Annotated in this window: 21 protein-coding genes; 15 read left to right on the plus strand and 6 right to left on the minus strand. The window is 69.7% G+C overall.

The window, feature by feature from the left end; all coding sequences use genetic code 11:
• Positions 1–252: 252 nt before the first annotated feature.
• Positions 253–1,053 (minus strand): TioE family transcriptional regulator, encoded by an 801-nt coding sequence (locus AB0K92_RS00285; RefSeq protein ID WP_365917953.1) that lies wholly within the window; start codon positions 1,051–1,053, stop codon positions 253–255.
• 80 nt (positions 1,054–1,133) lie between these two features.
• On the opposite strand from AB0K92_RS00285, the gene uvrA reads away from it, so the two are divergent.
• From uvrA to AB0K92_RS00320, 7 genes are all read left to right on the plus strand, one after another.
• Complete coding sequence (gene uvrA / locus AB0K92_RS00290; protein ID WP_365917955.1) at positions 1,134–3,590, plus strand: excinuclease ABC subunit UvrA; 2,457 nt, start codon at positions 1,134–1,136, stop codon at positions 3,588–3,590.
• Between the two features lie 144 nt (positions 3,591–3,734).
• Complete coding sequence (locus AB0K92_RS00295) at positions 3,735–4,130, plus strand: WXG100 family type VII secretion target (protein ID WP_365917957.1); 396 nt, start codon at positions 3,735–3,737, stop codon at positions 4,128–4,130.
• Between the two features lie 15 nt (positions 4,131–4,145).
• Positions 4,146–4,448: a WXG100 family type VII secretion target gene (locus AB0K92_RS00300; RefSeq protein WP_365917959.1), complete on the plus strand. Its 303-nt coding sequence runs from the start codon at positions 4,146–4,148 to the stop codon at positions 4,446–4,448.
• Complete coding sequence (locus tag AB0K92_RS00305; protein ID WP_365917961.1) at positions 4,448–6,121, plus strand: RNase A-like domain-containing protein; 1,674 nt, start codon at positions 4,448–4,450, stop codon at positions 6,119–6,121. Before AB0K92_RS00300 ends, AB0K92_RS00305 begins: the two co-directional genes overlap by 1 nt.
• 26 nt (positions 6,122–6,147) lie before the next feature.
• Positions 6,148–6,708: a hypothetical protein gene (locus tag AB0K92_RS00310; protein ID WP_365917963.1), complete on the plus strand. Its 561-nt coding sequence runs from the start codon at positions 6,148–6,150 to the stop codon at positions 6,706–6,708.
• A 42-nt stretch (positions 6,709–6,750) separates the two neighbouring features.
• Complete coding sequence (locus AB0K92_RS00315; protein ID WP_365917965.1) at positions 6,751–7,050, plus strand: RNase A-like domain-containing protein; 300 nt, start codon at positions 6,751–6,753, stop codon at positions 7,048–7,050.
• Positions 7,051–7,081: 31 nt separating this feature from the next.
• Positions 7,082–7,774 carry a contact-dependent growth inhibition system immunity protein gene (locus tag AB0K92_RS00320; RefSeq protein ID WP_365917967.1) on the plus strand — a complete coding sequence of 231 codons (693 nt, stop codon included), beginning with the start codon at positions 7,082–7,084 and terminating at the stop codon, positions 7,772–7,774.
• A gap of 31 nt (positions 7,775–7,805) precedes the next feature.
• Here AB0K92_RS00320 and AB0K92_RS00325 read toward each other — a convergent pair whose 3' ends face one another.
• A complete protein-coding gene (locus AB0K92_RS00325; RefSeq protein WP_365917969.1) occupies positions 7,806–8,231 on the minus strand; it encodes a hypothetical protein in 426 nt (141 codons plus the stop codon).
• A gap of 105 nt (positions 8,232–8,336) precedes the next feature.
• Between AB0K92_RS00325 and AB0K92_RS00330 the strand changes: the two genes are divergently transcribed.
• Both AB0K92_RS00330 and AB0K92_RS00335 read left to right on the plus strand, forming a co-directional pair.
• Positions 8,337–9,299, plus strand: a complete 963-nt coding sequence (locus AB0K92_RS00330; protein ID WP_365917971.1) for a helix-turn-helix transcriptional regulator — start codon at positions 8,337–8,339, stop codon at positions 9,297–9,299.
• A complete protein-coding gene (locus tag AB0K92_RS00335; RefSeq protein ID WP_365917973.1) occupies positions 9,247–9,360 on the plus strand; it encodes a DUF397 domain-containing protein in 114 nt (37 codons plus the stop codon). The genes AB0K92_RS00330 and AB0K92_RS00335 overlap by 53 nt, the downstream gene beginning before the upstream one ends.
• Here the strand turns inward: AB0K92_RS00335 and AB0K92_RS00340 are convergent.
• Together AB0K92_RS00340 and AB0K92_RS00345 are read right to left on the minus strand one after the other, a co-directional pair.
• Entirely contained in the window at positions 9,341–10,480 is a 1,140-nt protein-coding gene (locus tag AB0K92_RS00340) for an MFS transporter (RefSeq protein WP_365917975.1), read from the minus strand. The two genes, AB0K92_RS00335 and AB0K92_RS00340, sit on opposite strands and share 20 nt — an antisense overlap.
• 97 nt (positions 10,481–10,577) lie before the next feature.
• Positions 10,578–11,174 carry a helix-turn-helix domain-containing protein gene (locus tag AB0K92_RS00345; RefSeq protein WP_365917977.1) on the minus strand — a complete coding sequence of 199 codons (597 nt, stop codon included), beginning with the start codon at positions 11,172–11,174 and terminating at the stop codon, positions 10,578–10,580.
• Positions 11,175–11,321: 147 nt separating this feature from the next.
• Here AB0K92_RS00345 and AB0K92_RS00350 point away from each other — a divergent pair, with 147 nt between their 5' ends.
• On the plus strand, positions 11,322–12,284 hold the full coding sequence (locus AB0K92_RS00350) for a DMT family transporter (RefSeq protein ID WP_365917979.1): 963 nt from the start codon (positions 11,322–11,324) through the stop codon (positions 12,282–12,284).
• On the opposite strand, the gene AB0K92_RS00355 is transcribed toward AB0K92_RS00350, so the two are convergent.
• Entirely contained in the window at positions 12,181–13,062 is an 882-nt protein-coding gene (locus AB0K92_RS00355) for a LysR family transcriptional regulator (RefSeq protein ID WP_365917981.1), read from the minus strand. The two genes, AB0K92_RS00350 and AB0K92_RS00355, sit on opposite strands and share 104 nt — an antisense overlap.
• Position 13,063: 1 nt before the next feature.
• On the minus strand, positions 13,064–13,384 hold the full coding sequence (locus AB0K92_RS00360; protein WP_166001314.1) for a PLD nuclease N-terminal domain-containing protein: 321 nt from the start codon (positions 13,382–13,384) through the stop codon (positions 13,064–13,066).
• Positions 13,385–13,473: 89 nt separating this feature from the next.
• On the opposite strand from AB0K92_RS00360, the gene AB0K92_RS00365 reads away from it, so the two are divergent.
• From AB0K92_RS00365 to AB0K92_RS00385, 5 genes are all read left to right on the plus strand, one after another.
• Complete coding sequence (locus tag AB0K92_RS00365) at positions 13,474–14,925, plus strand: menaquinone biosynthesis decarboxylase (RefSeq protein ID WP_365917984.1); 1,452 nt, start codon at positions 13,474–13,476, stop codon at positions 14,923–14,925.
• Positions 14,922–15,824, plus strand: coding sequence for a menaquinone biosynthesis prenyltransferase MqnP (gene mqnP, locus AB0K92_RS00370; RefSeq protein ID WP_365917986.1), 903 nt, complete (start codon positions 14,922–14,924; stop codon positions 15,822–15,824). The genes AB0K92_RS00365 and mqnP overlap by 4 nt, the downstream gene beginning before the upstream one ends.
• Positions 15,825–15,868: 44 nt before the next feature.
• Positions 15,869–16,429, plus strand: a complete 561-nt coding sequence (locus tag AB0K92_RS00375; RefSeq protein WP_365917988.1) for a Uma2 family endonuclease — start codon at positions 15,869–15,871, stop codon at positions 16,427–16,429.
• 61 nt (positions 16,430–16,490) lie between these two features.
• Positions 16,491–17,141, plus strand: a complete 651-nt coding sequence (locus AB0K92_RS00380) for a UbiX family flavin prenyltransferase (RefSeq protein WP_365917990.1) — start codon at positions 16,491–16,493, stop codon at positions 17,139–17,141.
• Between the two features lie 58 nt (positions 17,142–17,199).
• Positions 17,200–17,661, plus strand: coding sequence for an Lrp/AsnC family transcriptional regulator (locus AB0K92_RS00385; protein ID WP_166001319.1), 462 nt, complete (start codon positions 17,200–17,202; stop codon positions 17,659–17,661).
• Positions 17,662–17,688 lie beyond the last annotated feature (27 nt).

Raw genomic sequence — 17,688 nt, forward strand, 5'->3', positions numbered from 1 at the left:
ATGCGAACGGTCGGGTCTTTGCGGAATCCGAACTCCGCTTCGCCGGGGCCGCCGTTGCCGGCCTGCGGCGGGTCGTCATCTGTGCAGATCGGAAGGGGTTGCACAGGGGTGCGGGCGGTCGCGGCACCCGCAACGAGCCTGCTCCGGCAAGGACACTGACGGGGCGTCAACGCGCCTGTGACATGCGCCACATTGACCCCCTGTGTGTGTCAACTGCCTTGGCCTACTTACCAGTAGGCACCCGGTGCCGTGTCACTGCCCTTCTGCTGCCGGTCCTGTCGTCGTCCCGGCCGCGCCGAGCGGGTCCGGGCCGTCCAGTTGGTCGAGCTGGTCGAGCTGGTCGAGGCGGTCGAGGTAGTCGTGAAGGCGGCCGGCGCCCCGGAGCATGGCCCGGGTGCGGGCCGTCAGCGTCTCGCCGCGCGCCGCGACCGCCGCCCGCAGCGCCTCGGTGCTGCCCTCCCGGCGCAGCCCCTCCAGCACCGGGCGGATCCGGTCGATCGGGTGGTGGCCGCGGCGCAGCGTGTGCACGAGCCGCGCGTCCCGCACGTCGACGGGCCGGTACAGCCGGTACCCGGTGCCGCGCTCCCGCTCCGGCACGATCAGCCCGGCCGCCTCCCACACCCGCAGCGCGGACGGCCGTACGCCGAGCAGCGCGGCGACCTCGCCGACGCGCAGCCCGCCGTCGGGCGGCCCGGCCTGCTCGCGTTCCATCGGCGTCTCCAGCGTCTCCAGCGCCTCGCGCGCCGCCTCCAGGGTGGCGCGCTCGGCGTGCAGCGCGGCGTGCGCGGCATCGACCAGCGCGAGGGCGCCGGGTACGTCACCGGCGTGCACGGTCTGCATGATCCGGGCCGCCCCGGTCGTGCCGTACCCCTTCGACAACGCCCGGTAGGCCAGCAGCGCCTCCCGGTGGACCGGTGCGAAGACGCGGTAGCCGGACTCGGTGCGGTCGGCCGGCGGCAGCACCCCGGCGTCCTCGTAGTTGCGGATCTGCTGGGCCGAGACCCCGGCGAGCCGGGCCAGGTCGACCGGCCGCAGCCGCTTGCTCTCCCTCACGGATTTGAAGCTTACGCGGCCTCTCCCCGCTACCTGCCGGAAAAAGTGCCAACAGGAGCTTCAATGAAACACTTGAAGCCATGGCCGACTCCCTGCGCGTCACAGGTGCCCGTCTCCACAACCTCAAGAACGTCTCCCTGACCCTGCCCAAGAACAAGCTGGTCGTCCTGACCGGCCTGTCCGGCTCCGGGAAGTCCACGCTCGCCTTCGACACCCTCCACCGGGAGGGCCAGCGGCAGTACCTGGAGTCGCTGGGCGTGGTCACCGGCCTCGTCAGCAAGCCCGCCGTGGACTCGATCACCGGGCTGTCCCCGTCCATCAGCGTCGACCAGCACCACACCAACCGCAGCCCGCGCTCCACGGTCGGCACGGTCACCGAGGTCCTCACCTACCTGCGCCTGCTGTGGTCGAGGATCGGCGTCCGCCCCTGCCCGTCCTGCGGGGAGCGCGTCCCGCCCGCCCACTCCTTCGCCCACGACGAGGACGCCGAGCCCGGCCACACCCCCTGCCCGCACTGCGCCGCGCCCGTCCCCGAGCCGGTCATGGGCTCGTTCTCCTTCAACAAGCCGGCCGGGGCCTGCCCCGAGTGCACCGGACTCGGCGAGGTGATCCGCGCCGACGTCCGGCAACTGGTCGACGAGGAGCGGTCGGTCGCGGACGGCGCGGTGCTCGGCTGGCACCCGAAGGTCACCGAACGCAACGTGGCGGTGCTGCGGGCCGCCGCCGAGCACTACGGCCTCGCCTTCTCGGCGAACACCCCCATCCGCCAACTCGCCCCGTTCACCCGCTCGTTGCTGCTGTACGGCGTCGAGTCCGACGAGTTCCGCCGCCACTTCCCGGACACCGCGCCGCCCGCCACGGTCACGGCCGGCCGCTTCGAAGGCGTCGTCACGGCGGTCCTGCGCCGCTACGCCGAACGCATCGACGACACCGACTACCGCGAGAAGACCGAACGCGTACTGCTGAAGGAGCCGTGCGGCGCCTGCGCGGGCACCCGGCTGCGCCCGGAGAGCCGGACCGTCACCGTGCACGGACTCGGCATCGTCGACGCGACCCGCCTGCCGCTGACCGAACTCGCCGCCTGGCTCGCCGGACTCCGGCAGCGCTCCACGCCCGACGAGTGGCTGTTCGCCGAGCCCGTCGTCGCCGACCTCACCGAGCGGGTGCGCCGCCTGGTCGACGTCGGCGTCGGCTACCTCACCCTGGACCAGCCCACCCCCAGCCTGTCCGCGGGCGAGACCCAGCGGCTGCGCCTCGCCGCCCTCCTCGGCTCCGGCCTGACGGGCGTGCTCTACGTCCTGGACGAGCCGACCATCGGCCTGCACCCGTCGGACACGGCCCGCCTGATCGACGTCCTGCGCCGGCTGCGCGACCTCGGCAACACGGTCCTGGTCATCGAGCACGACCTGGAGGTGCTGCGCGCCGCCGACCACGTCGTCGACATCGGCCCCGGCGCGGGCCGGGACGGCGGCCGGGTGGTCGCCCAGGGCACCCCCGAGGAGGTCGCCCGCGCCGAGGACTCGGTGACCGGCGCCTACCTGTCCGGACGGCTCCCCGCACCGGCCTCCCGGCGGCGCGGGGACGCGGACCGCGCCCTGGTCGTGCGGGGCGCGCGCGAACACAACCTCAAGGACCTCACCGTACGCATCCCGCTCGGCCGCCTGGTCACGCTCACCGGCCCTTCCGGCTCCGGCAAGTCGACCCTGCTGCTGGACATCGTCGACCGCGCCGCCCGCCGCCGCTTCCACGGCGCCGCCACCCTGCCCGGCGCGCACGACGGCATCGACGGCTGGGAGCACCTGGGCAAGGTCGTCACCATCGACCAGGAGCCGATCAGCCGCGTCCCGCGCTCCAACGCGGCCACCTACTCCGAGGCCTTCACCCCGATCCGTGAGGCGTTCGCGGCGGCCTCGGGCGGCCGGCTGACCCCCGGCCACTTCTCCTTCAACGTGCCCGGGGGCCGCTGCGAGCGCTGCGAGGGCGCGGGCGTGCTGACCGTGCACATGCACTTCCTGCCCGCCGTCGAGGTCCGCTGCCCCGCCTGCCAGGGCCGCCGCTTCCGCGACGAGGTGCTGTCCGTGCGCTACGACGGCCACGACATCTCCGAGGTCCTGGAGGCGACCGTCGACGAAGCGCTGGCGGTCTTCGCCGACGTCCCGGCGGTCACCAGCCGGCTGCGCCGCATGGCGGACGTCGGCCTCGGCTACCTCCCGCTGGGCCAGCCCGCGACCACCCTCTCCGGCGGCGAGGCCCAGCGCATCAAACTCGCCAAGGAACTGGGCCGCAGGCCCGCCGCCCGCACCCTCTACCTCCTCGACGAACCCACCACCGGCCTGCACGCCGCCGACACCGCCCGCCTCCTGGACGTCCTCCAGCGCCTGGTCGACGCGGGCCACTCCGTCGTCACCATCGAACACAACGAGGACGTGGCTCGCGCCTCCGACTGGCTGATCGAACTCGGCCCGGAGGGCGGCGCGGGCGGTGGTCGGCTGCTGGGGGAGGGGGCGCCGGCGCTGAGGGCTGTCGCAGCGCAATGAGACACCCCGCAAAACGGCAACCGGCGAAGAATGGCCGACATCACGGTGCCAAACAGTGGACCACACCGGCTGGTCCGGCGGGGCGGTTGCCGACGGAAACCCAGACGGAGGGCCGGACACGGCGAACGGGGAGAGGGGGGATCCATGTCACAACCCAGACTCAGGGCGGAACGCGACAAGCTCACCGCCCTCGCCGACGATCTCGACGATATGCAGGACTTCCTGGACCAGCAGGTCCGGCGTATGAACGCCATCGTTGACGGCATCGAGGCGAAGTGGCAGGGATCAACGGCCAGTGCGTACCGCGCACTGCACCGCGGCGCGGCCGAGGATGCGGTGCGTATTCGCGAAGTGCTGAAGCTCATCGAGCAGGCCGTACGGCTCAGCAGGGACGGCTTCACGGAGAAGGAACTGGAGACGCTGTGGCGGCTCCGGCAGATCCAGGTGTCTGTTGACGTCGAGGCTGAGGCCAACGAGCTGTCGACGCCGAACACGCAAGTGCCACCGCAGCCGCCACGCAGCCGACTGGACGATCTCTAGGGGGAGGAGCAGATCATGGGTGGGGAAGAGCGCATAGTCGTCGACTTCCCGACGCTGCAGCGTCTCTCCGGCGAGCTGGAGGACATCCTCAAGAAGCTCAACGGCAGGCTCGACACGCTGTATGAGCGGGTGGAAAAGGTCGTGCTCACCTGGGAGGGCGAGGCACGCGACGCCTTCGTCGACAAGCTCGACGAGTGGGACAGGTCCGCGCAGGACCTCCAGGCCGCCCAGGCGTGGCTGCACGACATCGTCACCCGTGGGCAGACCAACTACGCCGCCGCGCAGAAGGCCGTCCTCCAGGGCTGGGGGGCTCTCTGATGTCCACTCCGCCCCCGCAGGGCGGCACCATCGACGTTACACCGACCGTCCTGTACGGCGTCTCGGGCAATGTGGCGCTACAGCAGGACGCCTTGCACAGGGGCGCGAACAACCTCCTCGACGAGCTCCAGCGCTACCCGGACGCGGGCGGTTACGGCACTGCGGCCTGGGCTTTCGCCTCCTCGTACAAGGAAGTGGGGAATCGCTTCCTCGAAGTTTGGGCGAAGGCGGTCGTCAGCGTCGGAGGCGTTGCCGTCGGCTTCACCACCACGGCCAACAACTACGCGGCGGCGGACGCGGCCACCCATCCGTCGGGCAACCAGTCGCCCATCCATCAGCCGCCGCCGGTCGTCATCGACTCACCGCCGCACTACCGGTCCGTCACCGACCTCAAGTGGGCCGACCTGGATCAAGGGCAGAGCGTCTGGGAGAAATCGCTGGAAGGCCTGGAGGCCGGCGTCCTCGCCATCCTGCGCCCGCTTCTGGAGCATGCCTGCCGATGGGGCAAGGCAGCCGAGATCCTCCCCCTGCCGGACTACATCGGCCTCGACAACATCTCGAAGGCCTGGCAGCAGATCGCCGGCCTCAGCCTCATGACCGTCGAGGGCAACCTCACCGGCGCCATGGCCACCATCACCGACCGGACCAACACCGAGTGGTATGTCGCGATGCGCCAGTTCTGCAGCGCCATCTGGGGTACCAGCGACTGGGGCAAGGAACGGCAGGGCTACAACTGGGCGCACGACAAGGCAAGACCCGGCGGCGGCATGAGCCACCCGGTCTTCGCCGTACTCTTGGACACGTGCGACGCCCTTAGTGACGCACTGCGAGCATGGGCCGAGGCAGCCGAGACGTGCCGGGATGATCTGCGGCGCATCTTCCACGAGGCCGTACTGAAGGCCCTGCCGCACATCGACCTGAGCGATGGCCTCGGCATGAAGGACGTCAAGAGCTTCGGCAAGGGTCTGCTCAACATCGGCAAGAGCCTCGGCGAGGGCATAATCCTCGAAATCGACGAGGATGCGATGAACGCCACCGTCGAGGCGTACAACAACAAGGTCAACCGGCAGATACCCGAGCTGCGCAAGACACTGAAGGCGCTGGACGAGGCCTATCTCAGCGCGCCCGAATTCAACACGCAGACGGCCCGCGCCGAGGCGTTTGGCGCCCGCGCACTGACCGACTTCAAAGGAGACCCGCTTTACACCGTCCCCGGGGACGACGAATCGAACCACAGGTATCCGGTCGACCTGGCGAACCAGGAAGGCATCTCGGGTGCGCACGTCATCGACAAGCACGTCGGAAAGAGCGACACACAGCTCGAGCAGCGACTGCGCGACCAGCAGCGAGTTTATCCGGACGGAACGGTGCGCCCTATCGCCGTGTCCACCTTCAACAATCTACCTGAGGCCCAGAAATACACCCAGGCGGTGTTGGACGACCCGCGGAACCAACAGAAAATCCAGAACTGGCTCAACCAGAATCCCGACCCAGCGAAGTCCACCAAGAACATCGGCTTGGAGTTCCCGCACCCAGTGGGTCGGTCCTGGACGCGCGGGGACAACGGTGCGCATGACTCGGATAAGGTGCTGGTGACACTGCGGCCGCGGCCTGGCGGACATCCGCCCTATGTAGTGCTCACCGCGATGCCCAGTGATTCTCTGCCTCAGTGATGGCCCGTCTCAGTCTTGGAGTACCGGTGGTCGACGCCGAGTCGTGGGAAGCGTCCGTCGGAGAACTGTTCGGCGGTGGGTGGACCTTTGCCGCCGTCGGGCCTCGTACACACGAGGACTGGCGCCTGGATGCCTCCGCCGTGATGCGGCTGCGTACCCGGGACCCGCGCGGCTGGAAGGGGGTGAACTTCGCACCCGAAAGCTCGGCCAGCGGACTCGCCAGCACGTCGGAACCCTTCCTCCCCTACTCCGCCGACGAACTGGGCGCGGCACTCTTCGAGATCACGCCCGTGTCCGCCGCCCAGCTTCTCGTCGCGCTGAAAGGCGAGTGGTTCCAGGCTGCGAACATCCCCGACTTCGAGAACCGAGAGGAAGGACTTTTCCGTGCCGCCGGGGAGATCCTCGCGCGGTTCGGTCCCGAGCCCCACTGCTGGACGAACAGGTCAGCGGCACGCAGACGTCCGGATGTCGACCTCTTGAATGCCGAGGCAGAATTCGAGTGCCTCACCGGATACACCACCGACTGCGGGCTGGTCGTGGCATCCGAGTCCGAGATCGGTGTCTTCTGGGCGTTCTTCGAGGACTGATGGAACAACGGATAGAGATTTCCTACGGATAACGGACCTCTCATGCGAACCAGAAGCGCTACCTACCCCGATCGTGAGACCGCGCGATGGGCCACCCAGCAGGTCGTCACCCGCAATGAGCAGGCTATCCACCGCTGGCTCGCCCAGAACACACGCCCACGGTTGACCATCGAAGCCGCCTGGCCGTCCCGCGAGGAACCCGTCGGGCGGGTGCTGCTCCAGGCGATGATGCTCGCCGGGGAAGGGCCCGTCGACGTACGGGCGGCGCGCGTCGTGCTGAAGCGCGAGCCCGCAAGCCCTCACGGCTTCGTCGTGCACGCCACCTTCCCTGTCTACCTCTGACCTACCTCTCGACCACGAGGAAACCGCCGCCGTGTCCATGAAGCCCATCGAGTTCGATCGCCGTTACGGCGAATTGGACCAAGTGATGAGTGCCTACCTCGGTCAGCCGGCCCACGAAGATGAGGAAGCCGGGCCCAGCGAGGCGCTGCTGGCGTATCTGCGGCACACCTGGCACACCCGGCCGTGGGCCATTGCTGTCGCCGAGCAACAGGTGCGGGAGTACGCCCGCAACCCGCCAGGACGGCTGCGACTGCGGCTCGGCGAGTTCTACCCCGTACCCGATGTCGGGCTGCCCGAGTCGGAAATCCAAGACTGGCTACACCGGATCGCGGACCACCTGCGGCGGAGCGTCGAGGAAGGGCGTGTACCGCCACCGTCCGTGCCTGCCACCCACTGGGAATGGCGAGCACGGTTCCCGGAACTGGCGCAACTGCTGGGCGGCTGGTTCTCGCAGGACATGCCCGATGAGTTCGCCGATCACGACGCCGCGCTGCGCGACTACCGGGAGGGCACCGATCCGGTAGTCGTCGCCAGGCTCGTCGGGGAGCTCCACGAACTCCTCGCGCTCGACATGGAGGAGACCACGTACGCGCTGGCGCTCGCCGTACTCGGCATGGAGGTTGACCCACCGGCCCCGTACACCCCTGGCGCCTGGCTAGCCCTGGTGGCAGACCTCCTCACTCAGTCCCGTGCCGACTACGGCCCGCAGGGAACAGACAACTAGGACCTGATTCCACGGTTTCCTCGACACGGCCTCACTGCCGCTCCAGTACGGCGTAGTCCGCGAACGTGCGGCGGTAGCGCAGGTGCCGGGTCTCCTGGGTGTGCCTGCGCTGCCACTCCTCGACGTCCGCCGGGTGGGCGAACGTTCCCGAGGCCGCCCCGCACTCCGTCTCGTCCCCGGACACGCAGTAGGCCTCGTACTCCGGCTGTGCGGACGGGTCCTGGACGATCGAGTACGGCACGTAACGGAAGAGCCGCCGGCCCGTCGACCGCTCGTTCACCGCGCGCACCCCGGCGGCCAGGCGTTCCTCCTGCGTCGCGGGCCTGATGCTCGCCGGGTCCGCCTCCCACTCCCGGCCGCCACCCACGGGGCGCAGCAGGGCGTAAGGGCCCAGCCTGGCCTGGAATGCGCCAACCCTGCGCGTCTGGGCGTCGTAGACGAGCGTTCCCGGTTCCATCCCTGCACCTTTCGTAACTCTGGGTGTATCGAGCGTCGCGCAGGGGAATGGCCCGTATCAACGCGGAGCGCGTGCGACTGGGTGTTTGTCACGGAGGGGGAACCTGTGACCAGGCGGAACGCGGAGGGGGCCTCCGGCGCGACCAGTGCCGAGATGTTCGGCGAAGTGCTGCGTCATTTCCGGGAGGTGGCCGGACTGACCCAGGAAGGGCTGGCGCGAGAGATCCCGTGCGACCGGTCCCACGTGGCGAGGGTGGAGGCGGGCACGCGGGTGCCGCAGGACACGTTCGCGAAGAAGTGCGACGAAGTGCTGGGCACGGGTGGGGTGTTGCTGCGGCTGTGGGGGAGGGTGGACTGGTATCCGCAAGTGCAGCACCCCGATTGGTTCAGGCGCAGGGCCGACATGGAGGCCCAGGCGGTCAAGCTGTACGAGTACCAGGAAATGGTCGTGCCCGGCTTGCTGCAATCAGCCCATTACGCACGGGCGTTGCTCTCCCAGAAGGCCGACGGCGAGCTGCTCGAGGAGCGAGTCCGTGCCCGACTGAGCAGGCAGCAACGGTTTCTCGCCCAGGACGGGCCGATGTACATCGCCGTGCTGGACGAAAGCTGCCTGCGTCAGCGCGTGGGCAACCCCGCCGTGATGCGCGACCAGTGTGCACACCTTCTGCGGCTCGGGCAGCGCCCCAACATCCGTATCCAGGTTGCCCCGTCCGGTCGTTACGACCTTGTCCGCCCCAACAGTTCCATCTCCCTGATCACCATGCCCGACGGTGAGCAGTGGCTCTACACAGAGATGCTGAGCCGCGGCTACTTCACCAACGATCCGGAGGGCTACGCCCGGCAGAGCCGAACCTATGATGTGCTCAGGGCTGACGTACCGTCCGCCCGGGAGTCCGCTGCGTTGATCAGCGAGGCGATGGAAGGGTACGAGCGCGACCATGAGCAGTCACGACTTCAGCACCGTTTCCTGGATCAAGAGCAGCTACAGCGCCAACGACGCCGGCAACTGCGTCGAAGTGGCCCCCGGATTCCCCGGCGCCGTCCCCGTCCGCGACAGCAAGAACCCTGATGGCCCCGTGCTGCTTTTCAAGCGGAGCGCCTGGGCGAAGTTCACCGCGTCGCTCGGATGAGCGGCGGAGCCACCGTCGCCAGGCCCGCGAGGGCCATCGCCGCGCCCAGCCACAGCGGTGCCCGCAGGCCCCAGGTGTCGATCGCCACGGCTCCCAGGGACGAGCCGATGATGATGCCGAGGGTGATGAACGACGAGTGGACGGTGTTCACCAGCGGGCCCGCGTTGCCCGCGCGCTGCACGCGGGTGACCATCGCGGGGTTCATGGTGACGCCCACCAGCCCGATGCCGAGCATGCAGGCGACCGCCGGGACGGGTACGTCGGTGAAGAGGGCGAAGCCGGTCAGGAAGACCAGGTTGAGCAGCAGGCCGGTGGCGAGGACGGGCAGGGTGTACCGGTCGGCGAGGCGGCCGACGACGGTGTTGCCGACGACGGTGGCGGCGCCGTAGGCGATCAGCAGCGCGGGGACCGTGCCGGTGGAGAAGCCGGTGACCTCGGTGAGGATCGGGTTGAAGTAGCTGAACGCGGAGAAGGTCGCGCCGATGATCAGCGTGCTGGTGGACAGCGCCAGCAGCAGCCGGGGGCGCCGGAAGACGCGTACCTCGTCGCGGAAGCCGCCGCCGGTGCCCGCGGGGTCGGTGCGGGGCACGCCCGCGAGGGTGGCCGCGGCGGCGACGACGGTGAGGGCGGTGATGGTCCAGAAGGCCGCCCGCCAGCCCCAGCGTTCGCCGACGAGGGTGGACAGCGGCAGGCCCAGCAGGGTGCCGAGCATGAGGCCGTTCATGGCGACGGCGACGGCACGGCCGCGGACCTCGGGCCGGGTGAGCTGGGCGCACAGCGAGATGCCGACGCCGAAGAAGGCCTGTGAGGCGACGCCGGTGATGATGCGGGCGGCGAGCATGACGCCGTAGCCGGTGGCGGTCGCGGCGAGGACGTTGCCGGTGAGGAAGACGGCGAAGAGGATCATCAGGGCCGTGCGGGGCGGGAGTTTCATGAGGGCGACGGTCAGGAAGGGCCCGCCGGCGGCCATGGCGACCGCGAACGCGGTGATGAGGTAGCCGATCTGCGGGACGGTCACGTCGAGTCCGTCCGCCATCTGCGGCATCAGTCCGGCGACCACGAACTCACTGGTCACCATGGCGAAGATGCCGAGCGCCAGGACGTAGACGGCACGGGGCACGTTCGTTCTTCCTCTCTGGGCTTCTCTGGGCTTGTTCTGGAAAGATCAGTACAAAACTGGGGCATGGCGAGGCGCCGCCCGGCCGGTGGCGCGGTTCTCAGCCGGTCAGCGCGTCCATCGTGACGTCGGCGATCGACTGCAGCGTGGCCCGGTCGGCGCCGCCCTGGCTGGAGATCCGCATGCCGCCGATCGCGGCGTTGACGAACCGGGCGAGCGCCCCGGAGTCCCGGGGGGAGGTGATGCTGCCGTCGCGGCGGCCCTCCTCCAGGACCGCGCGCAGGGCGGCGAGGCGCCGGGCGAGGTCGCGTTGCAGCAGTTCGGCGGCGCGCGGGTCGCGGCCGGCCAGCTCCACGGTCGTGTTCACGGTGAGGCAGCCGAGGCTGCGGCCGCCCGCCCGGTGCTCCGTCTCGCCGTCGACGACCACGTCGAGCAGCGCGCGGATCCGTTCGGCGGCGCTGCGGCCGGTGTCCTCCAGGATCGCGAGCTGGTCGGCCGTCATGGTCTCGATGTAGTGGGCCAGCGCGCGTTCGAAGAGGTCGTGCTTGCTCTTGAACGTGTTGTAGATGCTGCTGCGGCCCAGTCCGGTGGCGTCGCACAGGTCCTGGGTGGAGGTGGCCTCGTAGCCCTTCTCCCAGAACGTGCGCATCGCCGCGTCCAGGGCCCGCCCCTCGTCGAAGTTCCGTGGTCGGGCCATGAGGTCACCTTACGGTTTTGGATCGTACGTTTCAATACCGTTCAGCGGGCCGGGAGCCGGACCCATCGCCGTCGCCGATACCCCCATCGGCAGGACGCCCCACCGGCGCGTGGACCCGCCCGTCCGCCCGCTCGTAGCGTCCGGGACATGACCTCACCGACCACCCGTTCGCAGCGCAGGGGCACGGCCCAGCTGACCGCCGCCATGGTGCTCTCCGGCACCCTCGGCGTCTTCGTCGTCGAGTCCGGCGCCTCGCCGTTCGACGTCGTCTTCTTCCGCGTCCTGTTCGGCGCCCTCGCCCTCGGCGGCTACATCGCCGCCCGCGGCTGGCTCCGCGACCACGGCTTCACCCCGCGCACCCTCGGACTCGCCGTCATCGGCGGCGTGTTCATCGTCTTCAACTGGGTGTTCCTCTTCCAGTCGTACGAGACCACGTCCATCTCCGTGGCGACGGTCGTCTACCACACCCAGCCGTTCTACGTGGTGCTCCTCGGCGCCCTCCTCTTCCGCGAGCGGCTCACCGCCGCCAAGGTGAGCTGGATCGCCGTCGCCTTCGCCGGACTGATCCTCGTCTCCGGCGTCACCCCCGGCGACTTCGCCTCCGGCGGCGGCTATCTGCTGGGCATCGGGCAGGCCCTGCTCGCCGCGCTGCTCTACGGCCTGTCCACGGTCGTCACCAAGCGGATCAGCGGGGTCCGCCCGCACCTGATCGCCCTCGTCCAGGTCCTCGTCGGCATCCCGCTCCTCCTGCCCTTCGCCGACTTCGGCGCGATGGGCGGCACGGGAGCCGACTGGGGCTGGCTGGTGGGCCTCGGCGTCATCCACACCGGGCTGATGTACGTGCTGATGTACGCCGCGTACGCCCAGCTGCCCACCGCGAAGATCGCCGTCCTGGCCTTCGTCTACCCGGCCGTCGCGATGGTGACGGACTGGCTGGTGTACGGCCACCACATCGGCCTCGTCCAGGCGCTCGGCGTCCCGCTGATCGTGACCGCCGGCCTCAAGGTCACCCTTGCTCGGCCACGAGCCGCCGCGCCTGCTCCACGAACAGCCGGGCGTGCGCCGGAAGCCGCTTCCCGGACCGCCACGCCAGTTGCGTCCGAAGCGTGAACGGCGGCTCCCAGTCCAGCCGTACCAGCGAGCCCTCGGCGAGTTCGGCGGCGACCGTGATCTCGGGCAGCAGACAGATCCCGAGACCGGCCGCCGCCGCCCGCTTGGTCGCCTCGATCGTGCCGAACTCCATGAACGACACGGGGGCCAGTGAGGTCAGCTCCCGCTCGAACAGGTCGCGGTAGGCGCAGCCGGGCTCGGTGGCGAGGAGGGAGTGGGCGGTGAGGTCGGCGGTGGTGGGCGGCCGGCCGGTGAGGGGGTGCGAGGGGGCGGCGACCAGGGCCAGCGGCTCCACGGCGAGGACTTCCGTCTCCAGACCGGGGTGCTCGGTCTCCCGCTCCATCAGGAAGCCCAGGTCGTAGACGCCCTGGCGCAGCGCCTGCCGGGTCTCGTCGCCGATCGTCGTCCGCAGGGACAGGCGGACCTTCGGGTAGCGGTGGTGGAAGAACTCCAGCAGCGGGGGCAGGCGGTGGTTGGTCAGCGACTCCATCGTGCCGACCACCAGCGCGCCCGACGGCTCCTCGGTGCCCGCGACCGCCGCGCGGGCCTCCTCGGTCAGCTCCAGGATCTGCCGCGCGTACGGCAGCAGCCGCTCACCCGCCTCGGTGAGCCGGATGCGGCTGCCCAGCCGGTCGAACAGCTCCGTGCCCAGCGAGGACTCCAGGGCGCGGATCTGGCTGGTCACGCTGGACTGCGCGTACTTCAGCTCCGCCGCGGCCCGGGTGAAGCTCAGGACGGTCGCGACCTTCTCGAAGGTGACCAGGAGCCGCAGCTCCACGTCAGGACTCGTCCCGCTTCTTCTTCCCGCCGTCCTCGTCGTCGTCCTTGTCGAGGGACTTCAGGAAGTCGGGGTTGTCGTCGGGGGCGACCCACTGGCGGGAACGGTTCGCCCGCACCCCGGACCAGCCGTCCGCGGCGAGCGCCCGCTTCTTGCCCGCGATCAGCCAGGAGATCGAGCCGACCAGGGGGAACAGCAGGACGAGGATCGCCCACAGCGGCTTCGGCATGTGGCGGATGTCCTGCTCGTCCGTGCTGATGCAGTCGATGAACGCGTACACGCTCAGCGCCAGTGGCACGACGAACATCAGGACCCGGAGCATCGGTGCACCCCCAGTGGTACGGCGGGTCGGGAATCGCGGTGCGGCCCCCGTGACGGGGCCAGGGTAGCCCCTCGGGGATACTTGACCCCATGGCTTACGACGATCTTCGCTCCCTGCTCAGGGCACTGGAGCGCGAGGGAGACCTGAAGCGCATCAAGGTGGAGGTCGACCCCCGTCTGGAGGTCGGGGAGATCGTCGACCGGGTGAACAAGGCCGGCGGTCCCGCCCTCCTCTTCGAGAACGTGAAGGGCTCGTCGATGCCCCTCGCCATGAACGTCTTCGGGACGGACCGGCGCCTGCTGAAGGCGCTCGGCCTGAAGTCGTACGGCGAGATCAGCGACAAGATCGGCGGGCTGCTGAAGCCCGAGCTGCCGCACGGGTTCGTGGGCGTGCGGGAGGCCTTCGGCAAGCTCGGCGCGATGACGCACGTACCGCCGAAGAAGGTCAAGGACGGCCCCGTGCAGGAGGTCGTCCTGACCGGGGACGACGTCGACCTCGACCAGCTCCCGGCGCTGTTCACCTGGCCCAAGGACGGCGGCTCCTTCTTCAACCTGGGGCTCACCCACACCAAGGACCCCGAGACCGGCATCCGCAACCTGGGCCTGTACCGCCTCCAGCGCCACGACAAGCGCACCATCGGCATGCACTGGCAGATCCACAAGGACAGCCGCAACCACTACCAGGTGGCGGCACGGCGCGGCGAGCGCCTGCCGGTCGCCATCGCCTTCGGCTGCCCGCCCGCCGTGACGTACGCCTCCACGGCGCCGCTGCCCGGCGACATCGACGAGTACCTGTTCGCCGGGTTCCTCGCGGGCAAGCGGATCGAGATGGTGGACTGCAAGACGGTCCCGCTCCAGGTGCCCGCGCAGGCGGAGGTGGTCCTGGAGGGCTGGCTGGAGCCGGGCGAGATGCTGCCGGAGGGCCCCTTCGGCGACCACACCGGCTTCTACACCCCGCAGGAGCCGTTCCCCGCGCTGAAGATCGACTGCGTGACGATGCGCAAGCGCCCGCTGCTCCAGTCGATCGTCGTCGGCCGCCCCCCGACCGAGGACGGCCCGCTGGGCCGCGCCACGGAACGCTTCTTCCTGCCGCTGCTGAAGATCATCGTCCCGGACATCGTGGACTACCACCTGCCCGAGGCCGGCGGCTTCCACAACTGCGCGATCGTCTCGATCGACAAGAAGTACCCCAAGCACGCGCAGAAGGTCATGCACGCCATCTGGGGCGCGCACATGATGTCCCTGACCAAGCTGATCGTCGTGGTCGACGCCGACTGCGACGTCCACGACCTGCACGAGGTCGCCTGGCGCGCCCTCGGCAACACGGACTACGCCCGCGACCTGACCGTCGTCGAAGGCCCCGTCGACCACCTCGACCACGCCTCCTACCAGCAGTTCTGGGGCGGCAAGGCGGGCATCGACGCGACGAGGAAGTGGCCCGAGGAGGGCTACACCCGCGACGGCGGCTGGCCGGACATGGTGGAGTCCGATCCGCGGACGGCGGCGCTGGTGGACCGCCGGTGGAAGGAGTACGGCCTGTGAGCAGCGCATCGGCGGCCGTCCCCCAGCCGGGCCGCACCAGGGCCTTCCTGCGCCTGGTGATGATCGAGCACTCGATCTTCGCGCTGCCCTTCGCCTACATCGCCTCGCTGACGGCGATGTTCCAGCTCGACCGGAACATCCACTGGCGCGAGCTGGCGCTGGTCACCGTCTGCATGGTCGGCCTGCGCACCTTCGCCATGGCCGTCAACCGGATCATCGACCGCGAGATCGACGCCCGGAACCCGCGCACGGCGCACCGCGAACTGGTGACCGGCGCGATGTCGGTCAAGCACGCCTGGACCGGCGCGCTGATCGCGGTGGTGATCTTCCTCGGCTCGGCGGCCCTGCTGAACCCGCTCTGCCTCGCGCTGGCCCCCGTGGCGGTCGTGCCGATGGTGGTCTACCCCTACGGCAAACGCTTCACGAACTTCCCCCAGGCCATCCTCGGCCTCGCCCAGGCGATGGGCCCCGTCGGCGGCTGGCTGGCGATCACGGGGGAGTGGTCCTGGGACGCGGTGATCCTCGGCCTGGCGGTCGGCATCTGGATCGGCGGCTTCGACCTCATCTACGCCTGCCAGGACGTGGAGACCGACCGCGAGATCGGCGTCCGCTCGGTCCCGGCCCGCTTCGGCATCCCGGCGGCGATCTGGGGCGCCCGCGCCTGCCACGCCGTCACGACGGCCCTCTTCGTCTGGTACGCCCTGGCGACGGACGCGGGCGTCTTCTTCTGGCTGGGCCTGATGATCGTCGCCGCCGCCTTCGTCTACGAGCACCGGATCGTCCGCCCCCACGACCTGTCCCGCCTCAACAGGGCGTTCTTCTCGGTCAACGGCTTCATCGGGATTGCCCTGTTCGTGTGCGCGCTGCTTGATCTTCTGGTTCGGGGTCTGACCGTCTGACTAGCGTGCGGCCTACCATCGAGTGCAGAGAGAGGGAGGCCGACGTGACCGTCTCGGACAGCGACCGCCTGCACTCGCAGCTCGCCCGGTACGAGGACATGTTCCGCGGGTACCGGATGGAGATTGTCGAGGGCAACATCGTGATGAGTCCGCTCAAGCCGTTCCACAACGAGACGATCATGCGGCTTTGGATGCAGCTCGAAGCCCAGCTCGACGAGGAGTGGGCGTTCATCAGCGACGTGGCCATCCCCTTCAGCGCGGACTTCGAGTTCTGCCCGGATCTCGCGGTGATCCCGGCGGCCGAGAAGAACAAGAACCTCAGCTCTTATCCGGCCGACCTGGTGGAGCTCGCCATTGAGGTGGTGTCTCCAAGCAGCGTGCGAAACGACTACGTCGTCAAGCACCGGCAGTACGCGGCCCGGGGCATTCCCAACTACGTGATCTTCGACCCGAACAAGGGCGAGCTGGTCACCTTCTGGAACCCCGGCCCGGATGGCTATCTCGGCCGTGACACCTTCCCCTACGCCGGCCAGGTGACGGTGGACACCAAGGTGGGGCGGCTCACCGTCGACACCTCCGCCCTCCCCGTCGACAAGGCGTCCTGACGAGTTACCCCGCGGACGTCGCCGGTACGCTCAAGATGTGAACGCAGGAGAATCGCAGCGCGTGCCTTGGATCGTGGGGGTGTCCGGGGCTTCCGGGACGCCGTACGCGGCGGCTGTGCTGCGTGGGCTGCTGGAGGCGGGGGAAGCGGTCGATCTCGTCGTCAGCCGGGCGTCGCGGCTGACGCTGCTGGACGAGACCGGGATCTCCTTCCGGGACGCGCGCTGGCGGGACGACCTGCGGGACTGGCTGGCGCGCGGGGCGGACGGGAAGCCGGACACCTTCGAGGTCGGCCTGGACCGCGTGCGGTACTGGAGCGCCGGGGACCTGGCCGCGGGGCCGTCCTCCGGGTCGTATCCGGCCAAGGGGATGATCATCGTGCCCGCGTCGACCGCCTCCGTCGCCGGAGTCGCGCTCGGGCTGTCCAAGGACCTGCTGCAGCGCGCCGCGAGTGTGGTGCTCAAGGAGCGGCGGCCCCTCGTCGTCGCCGTCCGCGAGGCGCCCCTGACCGGGCAGACGCTGCGGCACCTGGTCGCGCTCGACGACGCCGGCGCGGTCGTCGTCCCCGCCTCGCCCGGCTTCTACGCGGGCGCCACCCACATCCAGGACCTGGTCGACTTCGTCGCGGGCCGGGTCCTCGACGCGGCCGGCGTGCCCCACACCCTCTACCGCCGCTGGGAGGGGGAACTCGGCGGCGGCTCCCGCGACGACTGACCCTCCCCCACGCTCATTTCTCGGATCTCGGATCTCTTCAGCGGAAGGCTCGAATCGCATGGACGCGGTGGACAGGCAGCTCATCCAGGCCCTCAGGGAAAACGGCCGGGCCTCCTACGCGGAGCTGGGACGCCTCGTCGGCCTGTCGGGCCCCAGCGTCACCGACCGCATCAACCGGCTGGAGGCGGCCGGTGTCATCACCGGCTACCGCGCCACCGTCGACGCCGCCTCGCTGGGCCTCGGCGTCACCGCCCTGATCGGCATCTCGCTCTCCGACGCCGCCGACCACGAGGACGTGGCCCGCCGGCTGAAGGACCTTCCCGAGATCGAGGACTGCTGGTTCATCGCCGGCGACGACTCGTTCATGCTCAAGGTGCGGGCGACCGACGTGGACGGCCTGGAGAAGATCATTCGGCGGCTGTCCGGGACCAGGGGCGTCTCCCGGACCCGTACCACCATCGTCCTCTCCACGAAGTGGGAGAACCGGGTGGGCGAACTGCCGGAAGAGGTCCAGGCGTAGGTTGGTCGGAGTCTGTCGAGCGAAGGG

This window comes from Streptomyces sp. NPDC052687 (genome assembly GCF_040678395.1).
GTDB lineage: Bacteria > Actinomycetota > Actinomycetes > Streptomycetales > Streptomycetaceae > Streptomyces.